14 protein-coding genes are annotated in these 17,575 nt (G+C 69.1%); 7 read left to right on the top strand and 7 right to left on the bottom strand.

What is annotated here, in order from left to right; translation table 11 throughout:
- Positions 1-8: 8 nt before the first annotated feature.
- Together NX780_RS19075 and NX780_RS19080 are read right to left on the bottom strand one after the other, a co-directional pair.
- Complete coding sequence (locus NX780_RS19075; RefSeq protein WP_258829463.1) at positions 9-1,655, bottom strand: Na+/H+ antiporter; 1,647 nt, start codon at positions 1,653-1,655, stop codon at positions 9-11.
- A gap of 45 nt (positions 1,656-1,700) precedes the next feature.
- A complete protein-coding gene (locus tag NX780_RS19080) occupies positions 1,701-3,947 on the bottom strand; it encodes a hybrid sensor histidine kinase/response regulator (protein WP_258829464.1) in 2,247 nt (748 codons plus the stop codon).
- Between the two features lie 157 nt (positions 3,948-4,104).
- On the opposite strand from NX780_RS19080, the gene NX780_RS19085 reads away from it, so the two are divergent.
- The 4 genes from NX780_RS19085 to NX780_RS19100 are packed head-to-tail and all read left to right on the top strand — an operon-like array spanning position 4,105 to position 8,928.
- Positions 4,105-6,489, top strand: coding sequence for a bifunctional salicylyl-CoA 5-hydroxylase/oxidoreductase (locus NX780_RS19085; RefSeq protein WP_258829465.1), 2,385 nt, complete (start codon positions 4,105-4,107; stop codon positions 6,487-6,489).
- 24 nt (positions 6,490-6,513) lie between these two features.
- Positions 6,514-7,368, top strand: coding sequence for an enoyl-CoA hydratase family protein (locus tag NX780_RS19090; protein ID WP_258829466.1), 855 nt, complete (start codon positions 6,514-6,516; stop codon positions 7,366-7,368).
- Between the two features lies 1 nt (position 7,369).
- Positions 7,370-8,536, top strand: a complete 1,167-nt coding sequence (locus tag NX780_RS19095) for an acyl-CoA dehydrogenase family protein (protein ID WP_258829467.1) — start codon at positions 7,370-7,372, stop codon at positions 8,534-8,536.
- A complete protein-coding gene (locus NX780_RS19100; protein WP_258829468.1) occupies positions 8,536-8,928 on the top strand; it encodes a RidA family protein in 393 nt (130 codons plus the stop codon). Before NX780_RS19095 ends, NX780_RS19100 begins: the two co-directional genes overlap by 1 nt.
- A gap of 12 nt (positions 8,929-8,940) precedes the next feature.
- On the opposite strand, the gene NX780_RS19105 is transcribed toward NX780_RS19100, so the two are convergent.
- Positions 8,941-9,324: a nuclear transport factor 2 family protein gene (locus NX780_RS19105; protein WP_258829469.1), complete on the bottom strand. Its 384-nt coding sequence runs from the start codon at positions 9,322-9,324 to the stop codon at positions 8,941-8,943.
- Between the two features lie 89 nt (positions 9,325-9,413).
- On the opposite strand from NX780_RS19105, the gene NX780_RS19110 reads away from it, so the two are divergent.
- On the top strand, positions 9,414-10,307 hold the full coding sequence (locus NX780_RS19110; protein WP_258829470.1) for a LysR family transcriptional regulator: 894 nt from the start codon (positions 9,414-9,416) through the stop codon (positions 10,305-10,307).
- Here NX780_RS19110 and NX780_RS19115 read toward each other — a convergent pair.
- On the bottom strand, positions 10,304-10,855 hold the full coding sequence (locus NX780_RS19115) for a PH domain-containing protein (RefSeq protein WP_258829471.1): 552 nt from the start codon (positions 10,853-10,855) through the stop codon (positions 10,304-10,306). The two genes, NX780_RS19110 and NX780_RS19115, sit on opposite strands and share 4 nt — an antisense overlap.
- Before the next feature lie 119 nt (positions 10,856-10,974).
- Here NX780_RS19115 and NX780_RS19120 point away from each other — a divergent pair, with 119 nt between their 5' ends.
- A complete protein-coding gene (locus tag NX780_RS19120) occupies positions 10,975-11,298 on the top strand; it encodes a hypothetical protein (RefSeq protein ID WP_258829472.1) in 324 nt (107 codons plus the stop codon).
- Positions 11,299-11,310: 12 nt separating this feature from the next.
- Here NX780_RS19120 and NX780_RS19125 read toward each other — a convergent pair whose 3' ends face one another.
- Entirely contained in the window at positions 11,311-13,557 is a 2,247-nt protein-coding gene (locus NX780_RS19125) for a xanthine dehydrogenase family protein molybdopterin-binding subunit (protein WP_258829473.1), read from the bottom strand.
- Positions 13,554-14,033, bottom strand: a complete 480-nt coding sequence (locus tag NX780_RS19130; RefSeq protein WP_258829474.1) for a (2Fe-2S)-binding protein — start codon at positions 14,031-14,033, stop codon at positions 13,554-13,556. Before NX780_RS19130 ends, NX780_RS19125 begins: the two co-directional genes overlap by 4 nt.
- Positions 14,034-14,216: 183 nt before the next feature.
- Here NX780_RS19130 and NX780_RS19135 point away from each other — a divergent pair, with 183 nt between their 5' ends.
- Positions 14,217-16,202, top strand: coding sequence for a diguanylate cyclase domain-containing protein (locus NX780_RS19135; protein WP_258829475.1), 1,986 nt, complete (start codon positions 14,217-14,219; stop codon positions 16,200-16,202).
- 23 nt (positions 16,203-16,225) lie between these two features.
- On the opposite strand, the gene NX780_RS19140 is transcribed toward NX780_RS19135, so the two are convergent.
- On the bottom strand, positions 16,226-17,572 hold the full coding sequence (locus NX780_RS19140; RefSeq protein ID WP_258829476.1) for an erythromycin esterase family protein: 1,347 nt from the start codon (positions 17,570-17,572) through the stop codon (positions 16,226-16,228).
- Between the last annotated feature and the right edge of the window lie 3 nt (positions 17,573-17,575).

Consider the following 17,575-nt stretch of genomic DNA (forward strand, 5'->3'; position numbering starts at 1 on the left):
GAAGCCGCTCAGTGTTTCTGGGGTGAACGGTAGCGCGCCTCGACCAGGTCGATTTCCCGCACCAGGCGGCGCGCCGTCTCGTCCGACAGCTTGCCGTGGCGGGCCAGCTGCTGCAGCACCCGGCGCTCGGCGGCCAGCGCCGCCAGGCGGTAGAAGCGCTCGGCCTCCTCGGCCACCCGGACGCGCGCCGGATGGGTGCCGTCGGCCGTTCCGCCCAGCCGGTGCTGGTAGAGGCTGCGCACCTGCTCGGCCGCGCTGGCGTGGATGTCGGCATCCTTCTCGTCGCAGGGCTCGGGGTGGCCGGCCGTATCGATGGCGCCCAGCGCCGCCAGCGCGGCCGCCTCGCGGGCCCGGTCTTCCTCGGCAAGGGAGGCCGTTTCGGGCGGCAGTTCGAGGCCACGCAGCACCCGCGGCAGGCCGATGCTGGCCACCACCAGCGATACCACGATCACGGCGCTGGCCAGGAAGATCGCGAGGTCGCGACCCGGAAACGGTTCGCCGCCGGGCAGCGCCAGCGGCAGGGTGAGGATGCCGGCGAGGGTGATGGCGCCGCGCACGCCGGCCAGCGAGGTGGCCAGGATCAGGCGCTTCCTCGGCATGATGCCCGGCCGTCCGGCGCGCCGCGCCGCCCACATCGACAGCTGCAGCGAGACCCAGACCCAGGCCAGGCGCAGCAGGATCAGGGCGAAGCTGATTGCCAGCGCATTGCCGGCCAGCCACCAGATATCGCGCGAGGCCGGCAGGCCGGGACCCTGCAGGGCGGCGCGCACGATGTCCGGCAACTGCTCGCCCAGCAGCACGAACATCACGCCGTTCAGGGCGAACTGGACGGTGTCCCAGACCACGGCCCGGCGGATGCGGGTGGTGGCGAGCGCCCGGCCGCTCAGTTCCACGTAGCTCATCGTGACGCCGGCGGCCACCGCCGCCAGGATGCCGGATGCCTCGAGGTGTTCGGCCGCCATGTAGGCGCCGAAGGGCAGCAGGAGGTTGAGCAGGATGGAGGCGCCCGGTTCCTCGCCGATGCGCACCGCCAGCAGGCGCTGGGCGGTGGCCATGGCGGCCGTGACCAGTACGCCGATGCCGATGCCGCCCAGCGCCACCCACAGGAAGGTCAGGGCCGCGCTGGAGAGCGAGAAGACGCCGGTCAGGGCGGCGGCCACGGCGAAGCGGAAGCACACCAGGCCGCTGGCATCGTTCAGCAGGGATTCGCCTTCCAGGATGTGCATCAGGCGCGGCGGGATGGGAACGCGCGCGGCGATCGCTCCGACGGCCACCGGGTCGGTCGGGGCCAGGATCGCCGCCAGGGCGAAGGAAACGGCCAGCGGCAGCTCGGGAATCAGCCAGTGGATCAGGAAGCCGGCGCCGACCACGGTGAACAGCACCAGGCCGAGGGCCAGTTCGAGGATCACGCCCTTGTCGCGGAACAGGCCGACCTTGGGGATGCGCCAGCCGTCCAGGAACAGGAGCGGCGGCAGGAAGAGGACGAAGAAGGTGTGCGGATCGAGACGTACCGCATGCCAGCCGAAGCTGGCGATGGCCACGCCCAGGCCGATCTGCACCAGCGGCAGCGGTAGGGCGACGGGCAGCAGCCGCACCACATAGCCGCTCGCGACCACGGCCAGCAGCATCGCCAGCACCACGCCCACTTCACCCATCGCGCCCTCCTTGTCACGGAAAGCCCGATGATAGGCGAAGCGAAGCTAGCGGGGCGCGGGCGTGTCCGCGGCGGCGACGCGGGCCAGCAGCTCGCTCAGCTGCACCGTATTGACGGGCTTGACCATGTAGTGGTCGAAGCCGGCCGCCGCGGCGGCTTCGCGGTCCTGCTGGCGCCCGTAGCCGGTGGCCGCCACCAGCGTGGCGCCGGCGGTCTCGGGAAGGCGGCGCAGGCGGCGCGCCAGCTCGTTGCCGTCCATGTCGGGCAGGCCGATGTCGAGCAGGCAGACCTGGGGCGCGAAGACCCGGGCGAGCTTGAGGGCGTCGATCCCGTTGTAGGCGATCTCGACGCGGTGGCCGGCGGCGGCCAGGTAGAGGTTGAGGGTGTGGGCGGCGTCCAGGTTGTCGTCCACCACCAGCACCCGCAGCGGGCGCGAGACCAGCGCCGCCTCGCGCACGGCGGCGTCCAGCGGCGACTCGACGGCCTGGGTGAAGCGCGGCAGGCGCACCGTGAAGGTGCTGCCGAGGCCAAGCCCCGGGCTGGTGGCGCTGACGCTGCCGCCGTGCAGCTCGACCAGGCTCCTGGCCAGCGCCAGGCCCAGGCCCAGGCCGCCCTGGGAGCGGTCCGGCGTGCGTTCGGCCTGGGTGAACAGTTCGAATACGCGCTCGACCAGGGCCGGCTCCATGCCGATGCCGTCGTCACGGACTTCGATCACGAATTCCTTGTCCGCTTCCAGGCGCAGCTGCAGGCGGATGTGGCCGCCCTCCGGCGTGTACTTGGTGGCGTTGCCAAGCAGGTTGGCGACCACCTGCACCAGGCGCTTGTGGTCGCCCTTGACGCTGGCCGGGCCGTCCGGCAGGTCGAGCACCACCTGGTGGCGGCGCGCCGTGATCAGCGGGCGGATCTGCTCGGCCGCGTCGTCCACCACCTTGCGCAGGTCCAGCACCTGGGTCGACAGCGAGACCAGGCCGCGCGTGACGCGCGAGACGTCCAGCAGGTCGTCGACCAGGCTGGTCATGTGCTCGACCTGGCGCGCGATGATGGCGCAGGTCTGGGTGATCTGGGCATTGTCCGAGTGCAGGAGCTTGAGCAGGTGGGCGCCCGTGCTGATCGGCGCCAGCGGGTTGCGCAGCTCGTGGGCCAGCATGGCCAGGAACTCGTCCTTGCGCTGGTCGGCCGCGCGCAGCTCGCGCTCGGCCTGGCTGCGCGCCGCTTCCTTGGCCTGCAGGGTGGCGGCCATCTCGTCCAGGGCCGCGGCCAGGCGGCCGATCTCTTCGCGGCCATAGGCGATGCCGCTGCGCGCCTGCAGGTCCCCGGCGGCGATGCGGCGCGCCGTGTCCATGAGCTTGCGCACGCGCTGCACGATCAGGATGTCGCCGGCCAGCCAGGCCGCCAGCAGGGCCAGCAGGGTGGTGGCCGCGAGTCCCAGCAGGGACATCAGCTGGGCCTCGCGCGCGGCGGCCGTGATGGTTTCGAGCGGCACGCCGATGGTCACCGTGTATTCGGACAGCGAGGGCCCGCCGACCCGGGCGAACGCGTGCAGGCGTTCGACCCCGTCTTCGCCGACCACGACCACCGGACGGTGCGAGGGAGCGCGCATGGCCGCCTCCAGGCTGGGGGCGATCTTGCGGCCGAACCAGCGCTCGGGGTCCGGCCGGCGCGAGATCACGGTGCCGCCGGAATCGGCCGTCGCCAGGACCGAGCCGAGCGGCAGGTTGATCTCGTTCACATAGGTGTCGAGGCCGGCCAGGTCCATGGCCGAGAACACCACCGCCACGACCGTGCCGCTGCGGTCGGTGACGGGGTAGGTGAGGTTGATCGTGTGCTTGCGGATCACGCGCCCGAACACATAGTCGCCGGCGATGAAGCGGCGTTCCGCGATCGCGCGGCGGAAATGGCGCCGGTCGCCCAGGTTCACCGGGTGCAGCATCGGCACCGCGCTGCAGGTGACTTCGCCGTCGAGGCGGATCAGGCCGAAGTTGACGTAGCCTTCGTTGCGGTCCAGGACGTCCGCCAGCAGGGCGTTGCAGCGTGGGGTCGGGCCCAACAGGTCGGGCACGCTCACCAGGTCGACCAGGATCTGGCGCGCACGCTCGAGCGACTGGGCCTCGTTGGCCGACGCCAGGGCGGTCAGGCGCTGCAGGTTTTCCTCGGAGGCGCGGATCGCCGCCTCGCGCTCGCGCATTCCGCCGAGCACCGTCATCACGGCGATCGGCGTGATGGCCAGGGCGACCAGCAGCATCAGCCGGCTGCGCAGGCTCTTCAGGCGTAGGCGCGGAATCAAGGAGCTCATTCGGTTCTCGGTGGGTGGCGGATGCACCCGAAAGGTGCAGACGTTTCTCTATTGTACTAAACAAGGCGAAAGCTGTATTGCTGCACGCCGGTCAATTCCTTGACACTTAAACTATCTGGCGCGGTAATATAGGAGGGGAAGACCTGAAGGAGCGTGAATGAACATCGTGTGCGTGGGCGGCGGGCCGGCCGGCCTGTATTTCGGATTGCTGGCCAAGAAACGTCATCCCGGATATGCCGTCACCGTCGTCGAGCGCAACCGGCCCAGCGACACCTTCGGCTGGGGCGTGGTGTTCTCGGACCAGACCCTCGGCCGCCTTGCGGGCGCCGACGAAGCGAGCGCGCGCGCCATCCTGCAGTCCTTCAACCACTGGGACGACATCGACGTCCACTTCAAGGGCCGCACCGTCACGTCCGGCGGCCACGGCTTCTGCGGCATCGGGCGCAAGCGCCTGCTCAACCTGCTGCAGGAGCGCTGCCTGGAACTCGGCGTGCGCCTGGAATTCGAGACCGAGGTGAGGGACGAAGCCGAGCTGGCGCGCAGCCTTGGCGCCGACCTGGTCGTGGCCTGCGACGGCGTCAACAGCGCCATCCGCAGCCGCCACGCCCAGGTCTTCCAGCCCGAGGTCGAGCGCCGCCACTGCCGTTTCGTCTGGCTCGGCACCCGCAAGAAGTTCGACGCCTTCACCTTCGCCTTCGAAGAGACCGAGCACGGCTGGTTCCAGGCCCACGCCTACCAGTACGATGGCGAGACCTCGACCTTCATCGTGGAAACCCTGGAAGAGACCTGGCAGGCCGCGGGACTGGAGGCCATGGACCAGGCCGGGGCGCTGGCCTTCTGCGAGCGCCTGTTCGCGCGCCATCTCGACGGCCACGCGCTGATGGCGAATGCGGCCCACCTGCGCGGATCAGGCATGTGGATCCGCTTCCCGCGCATCGCCTGCGGGCGCTGGGTGCACTTTGAGGAGGTCGATGGGCGGAGCGTGCCGGTGGTCCTGATGGGCGACGCGGCCCACACCGCCCATTTCTCGATCGGTTCCGGCACCAAGCTGGCGCTGGAAGACGCGATCGAGCTGGCGAACTGCCTCGACGACCCGGGACAGCCGCTGGAAGATGCCCTGGCAAGGTATGAGGCGGCGCGCCGCGTCGAGGTGCTCAAGCTGCAGAGCGCGGCGCGCAATTCGATGGAATGGTTCGAGAACGTGGCGAGGTACGGCGCCATGGAGGCCGAGCAGTTCGCCTATTCGCTGCTCACGCGCAGCCAGCGCCTCTCGCACGAGAACCTGCGCCTGCGCGACCCGGACTACATCGCCGGCTTCGAGGACTGGTTCGCGCGCCGAGCCGCGGCGCAGGCGGGCGTGCCGGCGCCGCCCGGCCCGACGCCGCCCATGTTCACGCCTTTGCGCGTGCGCGAGGTGCTGCTCAAGAATCGCGTCATCGTCTCGCCCATGGCGCAGTATTCGGCGGTGGACGGCCTTGTCGGCGACTTCCACCTGGCGCACCTGGGCGCCCGGGCGCTGGGCGGCGCGGCCCTGGTGATGGCCGAGATGACCTGTGTCTCGAGCGACGCGCGCATCACGCCGAATTGCCCCGGGCTCTACACGTCCGAACACACGGCGGCCTGGAAGCGCATCGTCGACTTCGTGCATGCCAACAGCGATGCGAAGATCGGCGTGCAGCTGGGCCACGCGGGCGCCAAGGGCTCGACCCGGCCGATGTGGGACGGCATCGACCAGCCTCTCGTCGAAGGCAACTGGCCGCTGGTGTCGGCTTCAAGGCAGCAGTACCTGGCCGGGGTCTCGCAGTGGTCGCGCGCCGCCACGCGCGAAGACCTGGATCGAATCAAGGCGGACTTCGTGCGCGCCGCCGAAGCGGCTGCCAGCGCCGGCTTCGACTGGCTCGAACTGCACTGCGCCCACGGCTACCTGCTGTCGAGCTTCATCTCCCCACTGACCAACCACCGCGACGACGAATACGGCGGCAGCCTGGAGAACCGCTGCCGCTATCCGCTCGAGGTGTTCGCCGCGATCCGCGCCGTCTGGCCGGCCGCGTTGCCGGTCAGCGTGCGCGTCTCGGCCCACGACTGGGTCGAAGGCGGCATCCTGCCCGCCGACGCGGTGGAGATCGCGCGCCTGTTCAAGGCGGCGGGCGCGGACATGATCGACTGCTCCTCGGGCCAGGTCAGCAAGGACGAACAGCCGGTCTATGGGCGCATGTTCCAGACCCCGTTCTCCGACCGCATCCGCAACGAGGCCGCTATTGCGACCATCGCGGTCGGCTCCATCTACGAGGCCGATCACGTCAACAGCATCATCGCCGCCGGCCGCGCCGACCTGTGCGCGGTCGCACGCCCGCACCTGGCCAATCCCGCCTGGACCCTGCTGGAAGCGGCCCGCATCGGCTACGGCGGCGCGAGCTGGCCGCGCCAGTACCGCGCAGGTAAAAGCCAGCTGGAGCGCAACCTCGAGCGCGAGCGCCAGCAGCAGGCGGCCAATGCCGGCCTCTCGCCCCAGGAGCTGGCCGCGCGCCTGCTCGAGGGCTGACCCATTCAATCCAGGAGCACACCCATGCATTACCTACCGGGCGAATCGCACCGGCTGCCGGGCAACCGCACCAGCCTGGCCGCCTATCAGGCCAGCCATTTCCAGTACCAGGTCCAGGACCGGGTGGCGACCATCACCTTGAACCGCCCCGAGCGCAAGAACCCGCTCACCTTCGACTCCTACGCCGAGCTGCGCGAGCTGTTCCGCGCGCTCGCCTACGCCGACGACGTCAAGGCGATCGTCATCTCGGGCGCGGGAGAAAACTTCTGCTCGGGCGGCGACGTGCACGAGATCATCGGCCCGCTGACGAAACTCGACATGCCGGGCCTGCTCGCGTTTACCCGCATGACGGGCGAGCTGGTGAAGGCGATGCGCGCCTGCCCGCAGCCCATCGTGGCGGCCGTGGACGGCGTGTGCGCCGGCGCCGGCGCCATCCTGGCCTTGTCCTCGGACATCCGCTACGGCACCGCGCGCAGCAGGACGGCCTTCCTGTTCACCCGCGTCGGCCTGGCCGGCTGCGACATGGGCGCCTGCGCCCTGCTGCCGCGCGTGATCGGCCAGGGAAGGGCGGCGGAACTGCTCTACACCGGCCGCGCCATGAAGGGCGAGGAAGCGGAGCGCTGGGGCTTCTTCAACCGCCTCTGCGAGCCGCAAGACCTCCTGGCGGAGGCGCAGGCTTTCGCCGCCACCCTGGCCAATGGCCCGACCTTCGCCCATGGCATGACCAAGAAGATGCTGCAGCAGGAGTGGAACATGGGAGTCGACGAAGCGATCGAGGCCGAGGCCCAGGCCCAGGCCATCTGCATGGCGACCAATGATTTCCACCGGGCCTACCACGCCTTCGTGGCCAAGGACCAGCCGCGCTTCGAGGGAGATTGAGATGGCGGACCGTGACTACCTCGACTGGCCCTTCTTCGAGCCCCACCATCGCGCACTGGCCCTGGCGCTGGATGCCTGGGCCGGCGAGCATCTCCGGCACGCGCATGGCGCCGACGTCGACGCGGACTGCCGTGCGCTGGTGGCCCTGCTTGGACGCGGCGGCTGGCTGCGCCACGCCATCGGTGGACAAGGGCAGGCCATCGACACCCGCGCCATCTGCCTGATCCGCGAGACCCTGGCGCGCTACGCCGGCCTGGCCGATTTCGCCTTCGCCATGCAGGGCCTGGGCAGCGGGGCGATCTCGCTGTTCGGCAGCGCCGCGCAGCAGGAACACTATCTGCCGCGCGTAGCGGCCGGCGAGGCGATCGCCGCATTCGCCCTGTCCGAGCCGCAGGCCGGCTCCGATGTCGCGGCGATGCAGTGTGCCGCCCGCCGCGAAGGCGAGCACTATGTGATGGATGGCGAGAAGACCTGGATTTCGAACGGCGGCATCGCCGACTTCTACGTCGTCTTCGCCCGCACGGGCGACGGTGGCGGGGAGGGCGGACGGGGCTCGCGCGGCATCTCGGCCTTCATCGTCGATGCCGATACGCCCGGCTTGACGATCGCCGAACGCATCGACGTGATCGCGCCGCACCCGCTCGCCCGCCTGCGCTTCGAGGGCTGCCGGGTGCCCGCGGCGAAGCTGATCGGCGAAGAGGGGCAGGGCTTCAAGGTCGCGATGGCGACGCTGGACGTGTTCCGCACCTCGGTGGCGGCGGCCGGCCTCGGCTTCGCGCGCCGGGCCCTGGACGAAGGCCTGCGGCGTGCGCGCGAACGGGCGATGTTCGGCAAGACGCTGGCCGACTTCCAGCTCACCCAGGCCAGGCTGGCGCAGATGGCGACCGGTATCGACGCCGCGGCGCTGCTGACCTACCGCGCGGCATGGATGCGTGACCACGGCAAGCGGGTGACGAAAGAGGCCGCCATGGCCAAGCTGACCGCCACCGAGACGGCCCAGCAGGTCATCGACGCGGCGGTCCAGCTCTTCGGCGGCCAGGGCGTCGTCAGTGGCGAAACGGTCGAGACCCTGTACCGCGAAATCCGCGCCCTGCGCATCTACGAAGGGGCAAGCGAGGTGCAGCTCCTGATCATCGCCCGCGAAGTACTGGCCCAGGAGGGAAGCTGATGGAGATCCTGCAACCACCGGGGTGGCCGCGCCCGAAAGGCTACTCGAACGGCATCGCCGCCAGCGGCCGCCAGGTCTTTGTGAGCGGCATGATCGGCTGGGACGCCGAAGGCCGCTTCCAGACCGACGACTTCGTCGGCCAGGCGCGCCAGGCGTTGGCAAACATCGTGGCCGTGCTGCGCGAAGCGGGCGCCGGGCCGGAGCACATCGTGCGCATGACCTGGTACGTGCTCGACCGCCGCGAATACCTGGAGGCTGGCGCCGCCCTGGGCGCAGCCTACCGCGACGTCATCGGGCGCCACTATCCGACCATGAGCGCGGTGCAGGTGGCGGGGCTGATGGAGGAGCGGGCGCGGGTCGAGATCGAAGTGACGGCGGTGGTTCCCGATTAGTGCGCTTGCCCCTCAGCTGCGGTCGGTGATCCGCGTGATCTTCCCTTCCGCGAAGCCGAATTCGCTCCTGCCCTTGAGCGCGAGCACGTTGCCGGCGGCGGGACCGCCGGGGATATCCCGCGCCAGCGTTCCGGTGTAATCGATGTCGACGGCGATGGCATCCTCCCCGATCGTCCAGCCGGTGACGCGCTGCTCGCGCTGGGAGAACAGCGCTTTGGACTGTTCCGCAAGCTGCCGGAACGCCGCCAGGCCCTCGGCCCGGGCGGTGAGGGCGCCATCCGAATGGTTCTCGAAGCGGATATCGCTCGAGAGCAGGGCGGCCATGCCGTCGAGGTCGAACCCGTTGTAGGCCGCGATGTAGTCAAGGACGAGGTCTTGCGGCGTGCGGTGTGCCATGTCTGTCTTTCGAAGCGATGAAGGGAGTCTAGTCTAGGCTGGAAGTCTTGCGGTATAAAGTCGGCTCCTATCAGTCTTTTTCACAGGTCATGGCGTTTACGAGCGATAACATCACCGTCTTCCTTGCCGTCCTCGACCAGGGGTCATTCTCCGCGGCGGCGCGCGTCCTTGGACGGGTGCCGTCTGCAGTCAGCATGACGATCGCCCAGCTGGAGGCCGAACTGGACCTGCGCCTGTTCGACCGCGGCACGCGCGAGCCGACGCCCACCGAGGCCGCGCGGGCACTGGCGCCGCGCGCCCGGCAACTGGCGAGCCAGCTGCGCCAGCTGCGGGCCGATGCGCTCGCCCTGCACGCGGGCCTGGAGCGCCGGCTCACCCTCGCCGTGGCGCCGGAACTGATCGCCGCGCCATGGACGCCGGCGCTGGCGGCGCTCGGCCGGGAATATCCCTCGCTGGAGATCGCGATCGTCTCGGTCCCGCAGCCTGACGCCTTGCGCCTGCTGCACGCGGGCGGCGCCGACCTGGCGCTGGTGTTCGAACGGGAGCGCCTCGACGAACGCGAGAGTTTCCTGCAGCTCGGCAGCGACGTCATCGTGGCCGTCGCCGCGCCCGGCTTCCTGCCGCGTGAGCGCCAGTCGACGGCGCTGCGGGTCGAAGACATGCTGGAACTGCGCCAGATCGCCATGACCAGCCGCGTCGCGGAGCCGGTCGATTGCCGCTTCATCCTGTCGCGCCAGGTCTGGAAGACCGATAACCAGCTCGCGACGCTCAATCTGGTGCAGTCGGGCCTGGGTTGGGCCGTGCTGCCGCGCGCCCTGGTCCAGCCCGTGATCGCCGCCGGCAGCCTGGTCGAGATCGCCTTCGAAAACGCCAGCCGCGATACCCGCCTCGTGATCGACATCGTCTGGTCGCGCGAGCGGCCGCTGGGGCTTGCGGCGCGACGCTATCTGGAACTGATCCGCGAGAGCGCCGCGAATCCCTAGGCTTTCGCGCGGAGCAGCTGCGCGATCTCGTCCAGCTTCGCTTCGATCGAACGCAGCACGCGCAGCTGGGCGTCGTCCTCGTCGATCCTGGGCGCATGGCGCAAGGCCTCGCGCGCCCCGATGATCTGCGCGCGGAAAGCCTGGGCATCGATGATGCCGGTCAGCTGCATGTCCGAGGCCTGGCCGGCGCTGTGGCCGGCGGTCTCGAACTTCAGGGTGCTCAGGTTGAAGCGCCGCAGGATCGGGCCTTCCACGAAAGTCACGTCCTGGATGTTCTCCAGCGGAATGGTCTTTTCAAGCGTGACCAGGATGCCTTTGCGGAAGCGGATGCTGCGCTCGTCCATCTGGCATTCGAGCCGGTCGAAATAATGCCGGGCCCACCAGCGGCCGACGCCTAGGAACCAGACGATGGCAAGGGGAATCCCGATGATGGTGCACATCATCGCGCAGCCGATCTTGACGACCAGGAAGGGCTTGATCAGGGGATTGAATTGGGCGCGGACGGTCGCGTGGTCAGGGGCCATGGCGTTGGGAAGGGTTGAGCTCATCCCGAGTGTATGCGCTCCCATCGACGCCGGCAATCTTTCCGGCGAGCGCACCCGAGCCGAGCGCCGGCGTGATGCCGATTCTGTTACGGTGGACAGCAACAGGCATCGATGGAGGCAGTATGAAACAGCAGCTCGTACGAGTGATTGAAAGCGTGCAGGACGCCGAGCGCGCGCGCCAGGCCCTGCTGGACGCCGGCTTCGACCGGGACGGCATCGAGATCAGCCACACCGGCGACGAAGCCGGCCCTTCGGAGGCCAACTTTACGGTGGGCGATTCGCCGGCGGTGAAGGGCGGCACCGACTACAAGGACGTGTACACGCCGGGGCTGGAGATCGGCAAGTGCGTCGTCACCGTCACGGCCGAGGAGGGGCGGCTGGAAAAAGCCGCCTCCATCCTCGCGTACCACGGCGCACAGGACAACGACCCCGCGCACCGTCACTGATTACGCTGCAAATCAGCTCCAGCTCAGGTCCGTCTTGCTGAGCGGGAGCTCGCGCACGCGCTTGCCGGTCGCCGCGAAGATCGCATTGCACACGGCCGGCGCGAGCGGCGGCAGGGCGGGTTCGCCCAGGCCGGTCACCGGGTAGTCGGTCTTGACGAAGTGCATCTCGATCTTCGCAGGCGCATCCGGCATGCGCAGCAGCGGGTAGTCGTGGAAGTTGCTCTGCACGATGCGGCCCTTCTCGATGTCGAGGGCCGGGTACATCATCGTCGACAGGCCGTCGATCACCGATCCTTCGACCTGGTTCTCGGCGCCCGACAGGTTGACGATCTGCGAACCGATGTCGGTCGCCACCACCACCCGGTCCACCTTCAGCTTGCCGTCCTTCGACACCGTCACTTCCGCCACCTGCGCGACATAGCCGCGGTGGCTGAAGTGGAAGGCGATGCCCTGGCCCTGGCCCCGCGGGAATTTTTTCTTTCCCCAGCCGGCCTGGTCGGCCGCCACCTGCAACACCTTCTTCATGCGCGCCACGCTATAAGGTTGGCCCCGCTCGCCGGTGCCCGGCACGATGTCGCGGTCGCCCAGCAGCTCCATGCGGAACGCCAAGGGGTCGCGCCCGCCCGCATGGGCCAGCTCGTCGATGAAGCTGTGGAAGACCCAGGCGAACACGCAGCTGCCCGGCGCGCGCCACGGGCCCATCGGCACGCGGCATTCCAGGGCGGTCTGCTCCAGCTGGCAGTTGGCCAGCCAGCGGCCCGGGAACTCGTCGCCCGACAGGTTGCCGCCGCTGCCCGGCTGCAGGATGCTCTTGCCTTCGCGCTCGACCCGGTTGGCGAAGGTGACGAAGTGGTTGTGCCAGGCCACGGCGCGGCCGTTCGCATCGACGCCGCCGCGCAGGAAGTGGAAGCCGCCCGGGCGGAAGTGGTCGTGCTGGAGGTCGTCCTCGCGGGTCCAGGTCAGCTTGACCGGCGCCGCGACCTTCTGTGCGATGGCGGTCGCCTCGACGATGAAGTCCGAGCTCAGGCGCCGGCCGAAGCCGCCGCCGCTGCGGATGATGTGCAGCTGGATCTTCTCTTTCGGGATGCCGAAGGTCGACGTCACCAGGGCCTGGCCGGCGCCCGGGTTCTGGGTCGGCGCCCACAGTTCCAGTGTTCCTTCCGCCGGCTTGAACCAGGCGGTGCAGTTCTGTGGCTCCATGCTCGCGTGCGAGATGAAGGGGTAGCTGTAGGCCGCTTCGACCACCTTGGCCGCCTTGGCCAGGCTGCCCGCGACGTCGCCGTCCCTGCGCACGCTGGTGGCGCCGGGCCTGGCTGCCTGGGCCTTCGCCTGGGCCGTGAAGTCGGCCCAGCTGTGACCTCCGGCTTCGCCTTCATCCCATTCGACTTCGAGTGCGCGCCGGGCGCGGATCGCGTTCCAGGTCGAGGTGGCGACGATCGCGACGCCCGGACGCAGGCCGTTCAGGTTGGGCGTGCCCTCGATGATGAAGGCGTCCTTCACGCCCGGCATGGCCTTGATGGCGCCCAGGTTGGCCTTGAGCGGCTTGCCGCCGAAGACCGGACATTTCGCGTACACGGCGTAGAGCATGCCGGGCAGGCGCACGTCGATGCCGAACAGCGGCTGGCCGCTGACGATGGCGGCATTGTCGACGCCGCCCACGCGGGTGCCCAGCAGGGTGTAGCTGGCCGGGTCTTTCAGGACCACCTGCGATGCTTCCGGCACCGGCAGCTTTGCTGCGCGCTCCACCAGCGCGCCATAGGCCAGCCGGCGCTTGGTTCTGCCGTGGACGACGGCGCCTTGCTCGGCCGCGCATTCGGCGACCGGCACGCCCCAGGTCTCGGCGGCGGCCTGCACCAGCATCATGCGAGCCGCCGCGCCGAGGCGGTGGAAGTTCTCGTAGTTGGTCGGGGTCGAAGTCGAGCCGCCCGCACCCTGGGAACCAAACCTTGCCGTATCGAGGTCGCCCTGCACGATGCGCACGTGCTGCCAGGGCACCTCGAGCTGTTCGGCGATCACCATGGGCAGCGAGGTCTTGATGCCCTGGCCGATCTCCGGCTGCTTCGAGGTCAGGGTCACGCGGCCGTCACGGCCGATGCGGATGAAGGCGTTCGGGACGAATTCCGGGCCAGGCGCGCCGGCGGCGCGGGCTGTGGCAGCCAGGGCGCCTTCGGCCGACATGCCGAGCATGAAGGCGGCGCCGACGCTGCCGGCCCGCAGGAAGCCGCGGCGCGATGCCGAAAACGGGAGCGTGCGCTTCATTTCTTGCCCTTTCCAGTGGCGGCGATCTCGGCCGCGCGGTGGATGCCGGCGCGGATGCGGGTGTAGGTGGCGCAGCGGCACAGATTGCCCGCCATCGCCTCGTCGATCTGGGCGTCGCTCGGCTTCGGATGCTGCTTGAGGAGGTGGCAGGCCGTCATGATCTGGCCGGCCTGGCAGTAGCCGCACTGGGGCACGTCGAGTTCCTGCCAGGCCTGCTGCAGCGGATGCCGGGCATTGGCATCCAGGCCCTCGATGGTGGTGATCTTCTGCTTGCCGAGGCTGGACACCGGCAGCACGCAGGAGCGCGCCGGCACGCCGTCGACGTGCACGGTGCAGGCGCCGCACTGGCCGAGCCCGCAGCCATACTTGCTGCCGACCAGGCCGAGCGTGTCGCGCAGCGCCCAGAGCAAAGGCGTATCCGGTTCGACATCGACGGCCTGCGTCTTGCCGTTGATGTTCAGGGTGTATTTACTCATGGGTGGTCCTCGTCCGTCTGCGGGAAACCTGAAATGCTAATCGAAAATCCGGGGGATCGACAGTGCCAGCTTGCAATGTCTCACGAGTAAGTGTTATATACAATTGCAACGCGGAATGAAACTCGTCAGGACCAGGGAATATGTAATACTTTGTCATTCTACTGAGCATTTCCGTCAAATTTCATGGTGATATCAAGGTCGCGCCTGAGGTCCGCCAATCTGAAGCTGCGCCTGGCATGCGTCGCTGCGGCCCTGGTATTCGCCGCGACCTTGCTGGTGACGCTATCGACCCTCTCGGTCGCCGAACGCGGCATGAAGTCGGTGATCGGTGACCAGCAGTACACGATGCTGGCGGGGGCTGCTTCCTTCATGGACGACCGCATCGGCGCGCGCATGGCCCAGATCGAGGCGCTGGGCGCCGGGATTCCACCGGCGCTGCGCACCGACTGGAAGAACCTGCCTGCCTTCCTCGCCGGCCAGGTGCGCCTGTGGGGCGCCGATGAGTACCTGAACCTGGTGGTGTTCGACAGCGAGGGCGACATGAAGCTCTCGCTGCGCGAACTGCCCGGACCGACCTCCCTGAATGCGCGCGGCACCGACTACTTCGACAGGGCGCTGGAAGAACGCCGCAGCGTGATCTCCCGGCCCATGCGCAGCCGCCTGACGGGCAACCACATCGTGGTGTTCAGCACGCCGGTCAAGGACGAGTCGGGGGCCGTGGTCGCGGTGCTGACCGGCAGCGTGGACCTGCGCCGCTCCGGCTTCCTGCGCCAGATCGGCGCGCTCAAGCCGGGCAAGTCCGGTTACCTCTTCATCATGACCGCCGAGGGCGTCGTGATCGACCACCCGGACCAGTCGCGCCTGTTCGAACATGTCAGCAGCACCCCGGGAAGCAACTACGGGACCGACAGGGCGCTGGCCGGTTTCGAAGGCTGGCTGGAGGCGCGCAGCAAGGACGGGACCGAATCGATCTACGCCTACAAGCGCCTGCGCACGACCGGCTGGATCCTGGCGGCGCGCTATCCGCAGCGGGAAGCCTTCGCGCCGATGGCCGCGATGCGCCACAATGCCTTCTTCAGCGCGGGCGGGCTGGCGCTGGCCGCCGGGCTGCTGGCCTGGGTGCTGGTGTTCCGCCTGCTCGCACCCCTGCAGGAACTGCGCGACAACGTGGCCGCGATCCGTCACGACGGCGCCGAGATCGAGGTGCTGCGCGACGGCCGCAGGGACGAGATCGGCGAGCTGGGCCGGGCCTTCCACGCCCTCATGGCCGAACGCGAGCGCGCCGAGAGCGGGCGCGCGGCCAGCGAGAAGCGCCTGCGCCTCATCGCCGACAACCTGCCCGTGCTGATCTCCTACATGGACCGCGAGCACCGTTTCCAGTTCGGGAACGCCACCTACGAAAAGTGGTTCGGGGTGACGCCGGAGCAGCTCGAAGGCATGCCGGTGTCCAGCCTGCTGGGCGATGGCATCGCGGCCGAGGTCTTCCCGCACCTGGAACAAGCTTTCGCGGGACACAGCGTGACCCATGAGATCCGCATCCCGGTGCGCGGCGATCCGCGCATCCTGCAGGCGACCTATATCCCCGATTTGCAGCCGGACGGCAGCGTGGCCGGCGTGTATTCGCTGGTGCACGACATGACCCACGTGAAGGAAGTCGAGGAACAGCTGCAGCAGCTCGCGCGCATCGACACCCTGACCGGCATCGCCAACCGCCGCATGTTCGGCGAGAGCCTGCACCACGCCCTCGATCGCGCACGCAGGAGCGGCCGGCCGCTGGCCCTGGCCTACCTCGACATCGACCACTTCAAGCGCATCAACGACACCCACGGCCACGGCGTGGGCGACGAGGTGCTGAAGGAGTTCGCGCGCCGCCTGACGGTGGGCGTGCGCGCCACCGACACGCCGGCCCGGCTGTCGGGGGACGAGTTCGTCGTCATCCTCGAGGAGATCGGGGGGAGGGTCGAGGCCGAGCGCATCGCCGCCAAGATCGTCGAGGCGATGCGCACGCCCTTCCGGACCAGCGCGGGGCTGGTGCAGGCCTCGACCAGCGTGGGCGTGGCGCTGTCGATGCCGACGCAGAACCAGGAGCAGTTGCTGGCGGCGGCCGACAGCGGGCTGTATGCGGCAAAGGGGAAGGGGAGGAACGGTTACGCCTTCTTCGAAGTCTGATGTGGCTTTCGTTGGTGGGCAGATCACAAGCCCTGAGGGTAGGTCTCCGGCGGCTCCCCGGAATGCCACCCGCTCGTCGCGTCCAGCGGCGTCACCGCACTGGTGCGGTCGATGTGGATGATCCCATCGAACTGGCGCGGCAGCTGGGCCATGAAGTAATGGCTCTGGCGCTCGGTGCGCGGCAGGTAGAGCACGCCGATCGCGCGCTCCAGGCGTTCCTCCATGAGCACGTCGCGCGCCGGTCCGGGATCGCGCAGCGGCAGGAAGAAGCGTTCCATTCCCACCTCGTGCAGCAGGTGCTCGTAGCTGCCCGGCATCCCCGGGCGTACGTGCTTGTGCAGGGCCGGGCCGTCCCATTCCGAAGCGGCCGTCACCCGCCCGTCGTAGGTGCTGAAGCCGATCAGGCAGGCGTCCCGGCCGTAGGCCTTGCGCGCCAGCTCGCCGACGTTCCACTCGCCCTGGCGCCCGATCTCGGTGGCGCGCGCGTCGCCGATATGGGAGTTGTGTTCCCACACGACGATCCTGGCGGGCTTGCCTTCGCGCGAAAGATGGCGCGCGAGCGCGTCCAGGGTGTCGGCCATGTGGCTGTCGCGCAGGTTCCAGGACGAGATGCGGCCGCGGAACATGGTGCGGTAATACTCTTCGGCGTTCTTGACCAGGCGCGCATTCTGCTGGGCGTAGAAGAAGGCGTCCTCGGGGCTGGCCTCGCCGGCGCCGCCATCGCGCATATAGTCGAAGGCGCGTTGCTGCAGTTCGGTGAGCGCCGCGTGTACGCCCTGCTGGCAGGATTCGGACAGGCCGACGCCGGTGGCGTAGCCGTAGTGCTGGCTGTCTTCGCCGTAGTGGTCGAAGCAGGCGTAGCGGCGCCGGGTTTCCTCGGCCGCTACAGGGTCGACCTGCTCGAGGTAGCGCAGCACTTCCTGGATCGAGGTGAACAGGCTGTACAGGTCGAGGCCGTAGAAGCCGGCCTTGTCCTTGCCGGCGCGGTCGTTGCGCTGGCGGAGCCACTCGACGAAATTCAGGACCGAGGTATTGCGCCACATCCAGGCCGGGAAGCGTTCGAAGCCTCCTAGGGCCGCGCGGCCGTCCTCGTCGCTGCCTTCGCCGCGCACGTAGCGGTTGACGCGCCAGGCGTCCGGCCAGTCGGCCTCCACCGCGACTGCCGTAAAGCCCTTCTCTTCGATCAGGCGTTGGGTGATGCGTGCACGCTCGTCGTAGAACTCGGCGGTGCCGTGGGTCGCTTCGCCCAGCAGGACGAAGCGGGCGTCGCCGACCAGCGCGAGCAGCGGGTCGTAGTCGGCGTCACCCCCGCTGAGCGGATGGGCGGCGGCGCGGATGGCGCCGGTTTCATAGGCGGTGACGGTGACCATGGC

It is taken from the genome of Massilia agri, from assembly GCF_024753255.1.
GTDB lineage: Bacteria > Pseudomonadota > Gammaproteobacteria > Burkholderiales > Burkholderiaceae_D > Telluria > Telluria agri.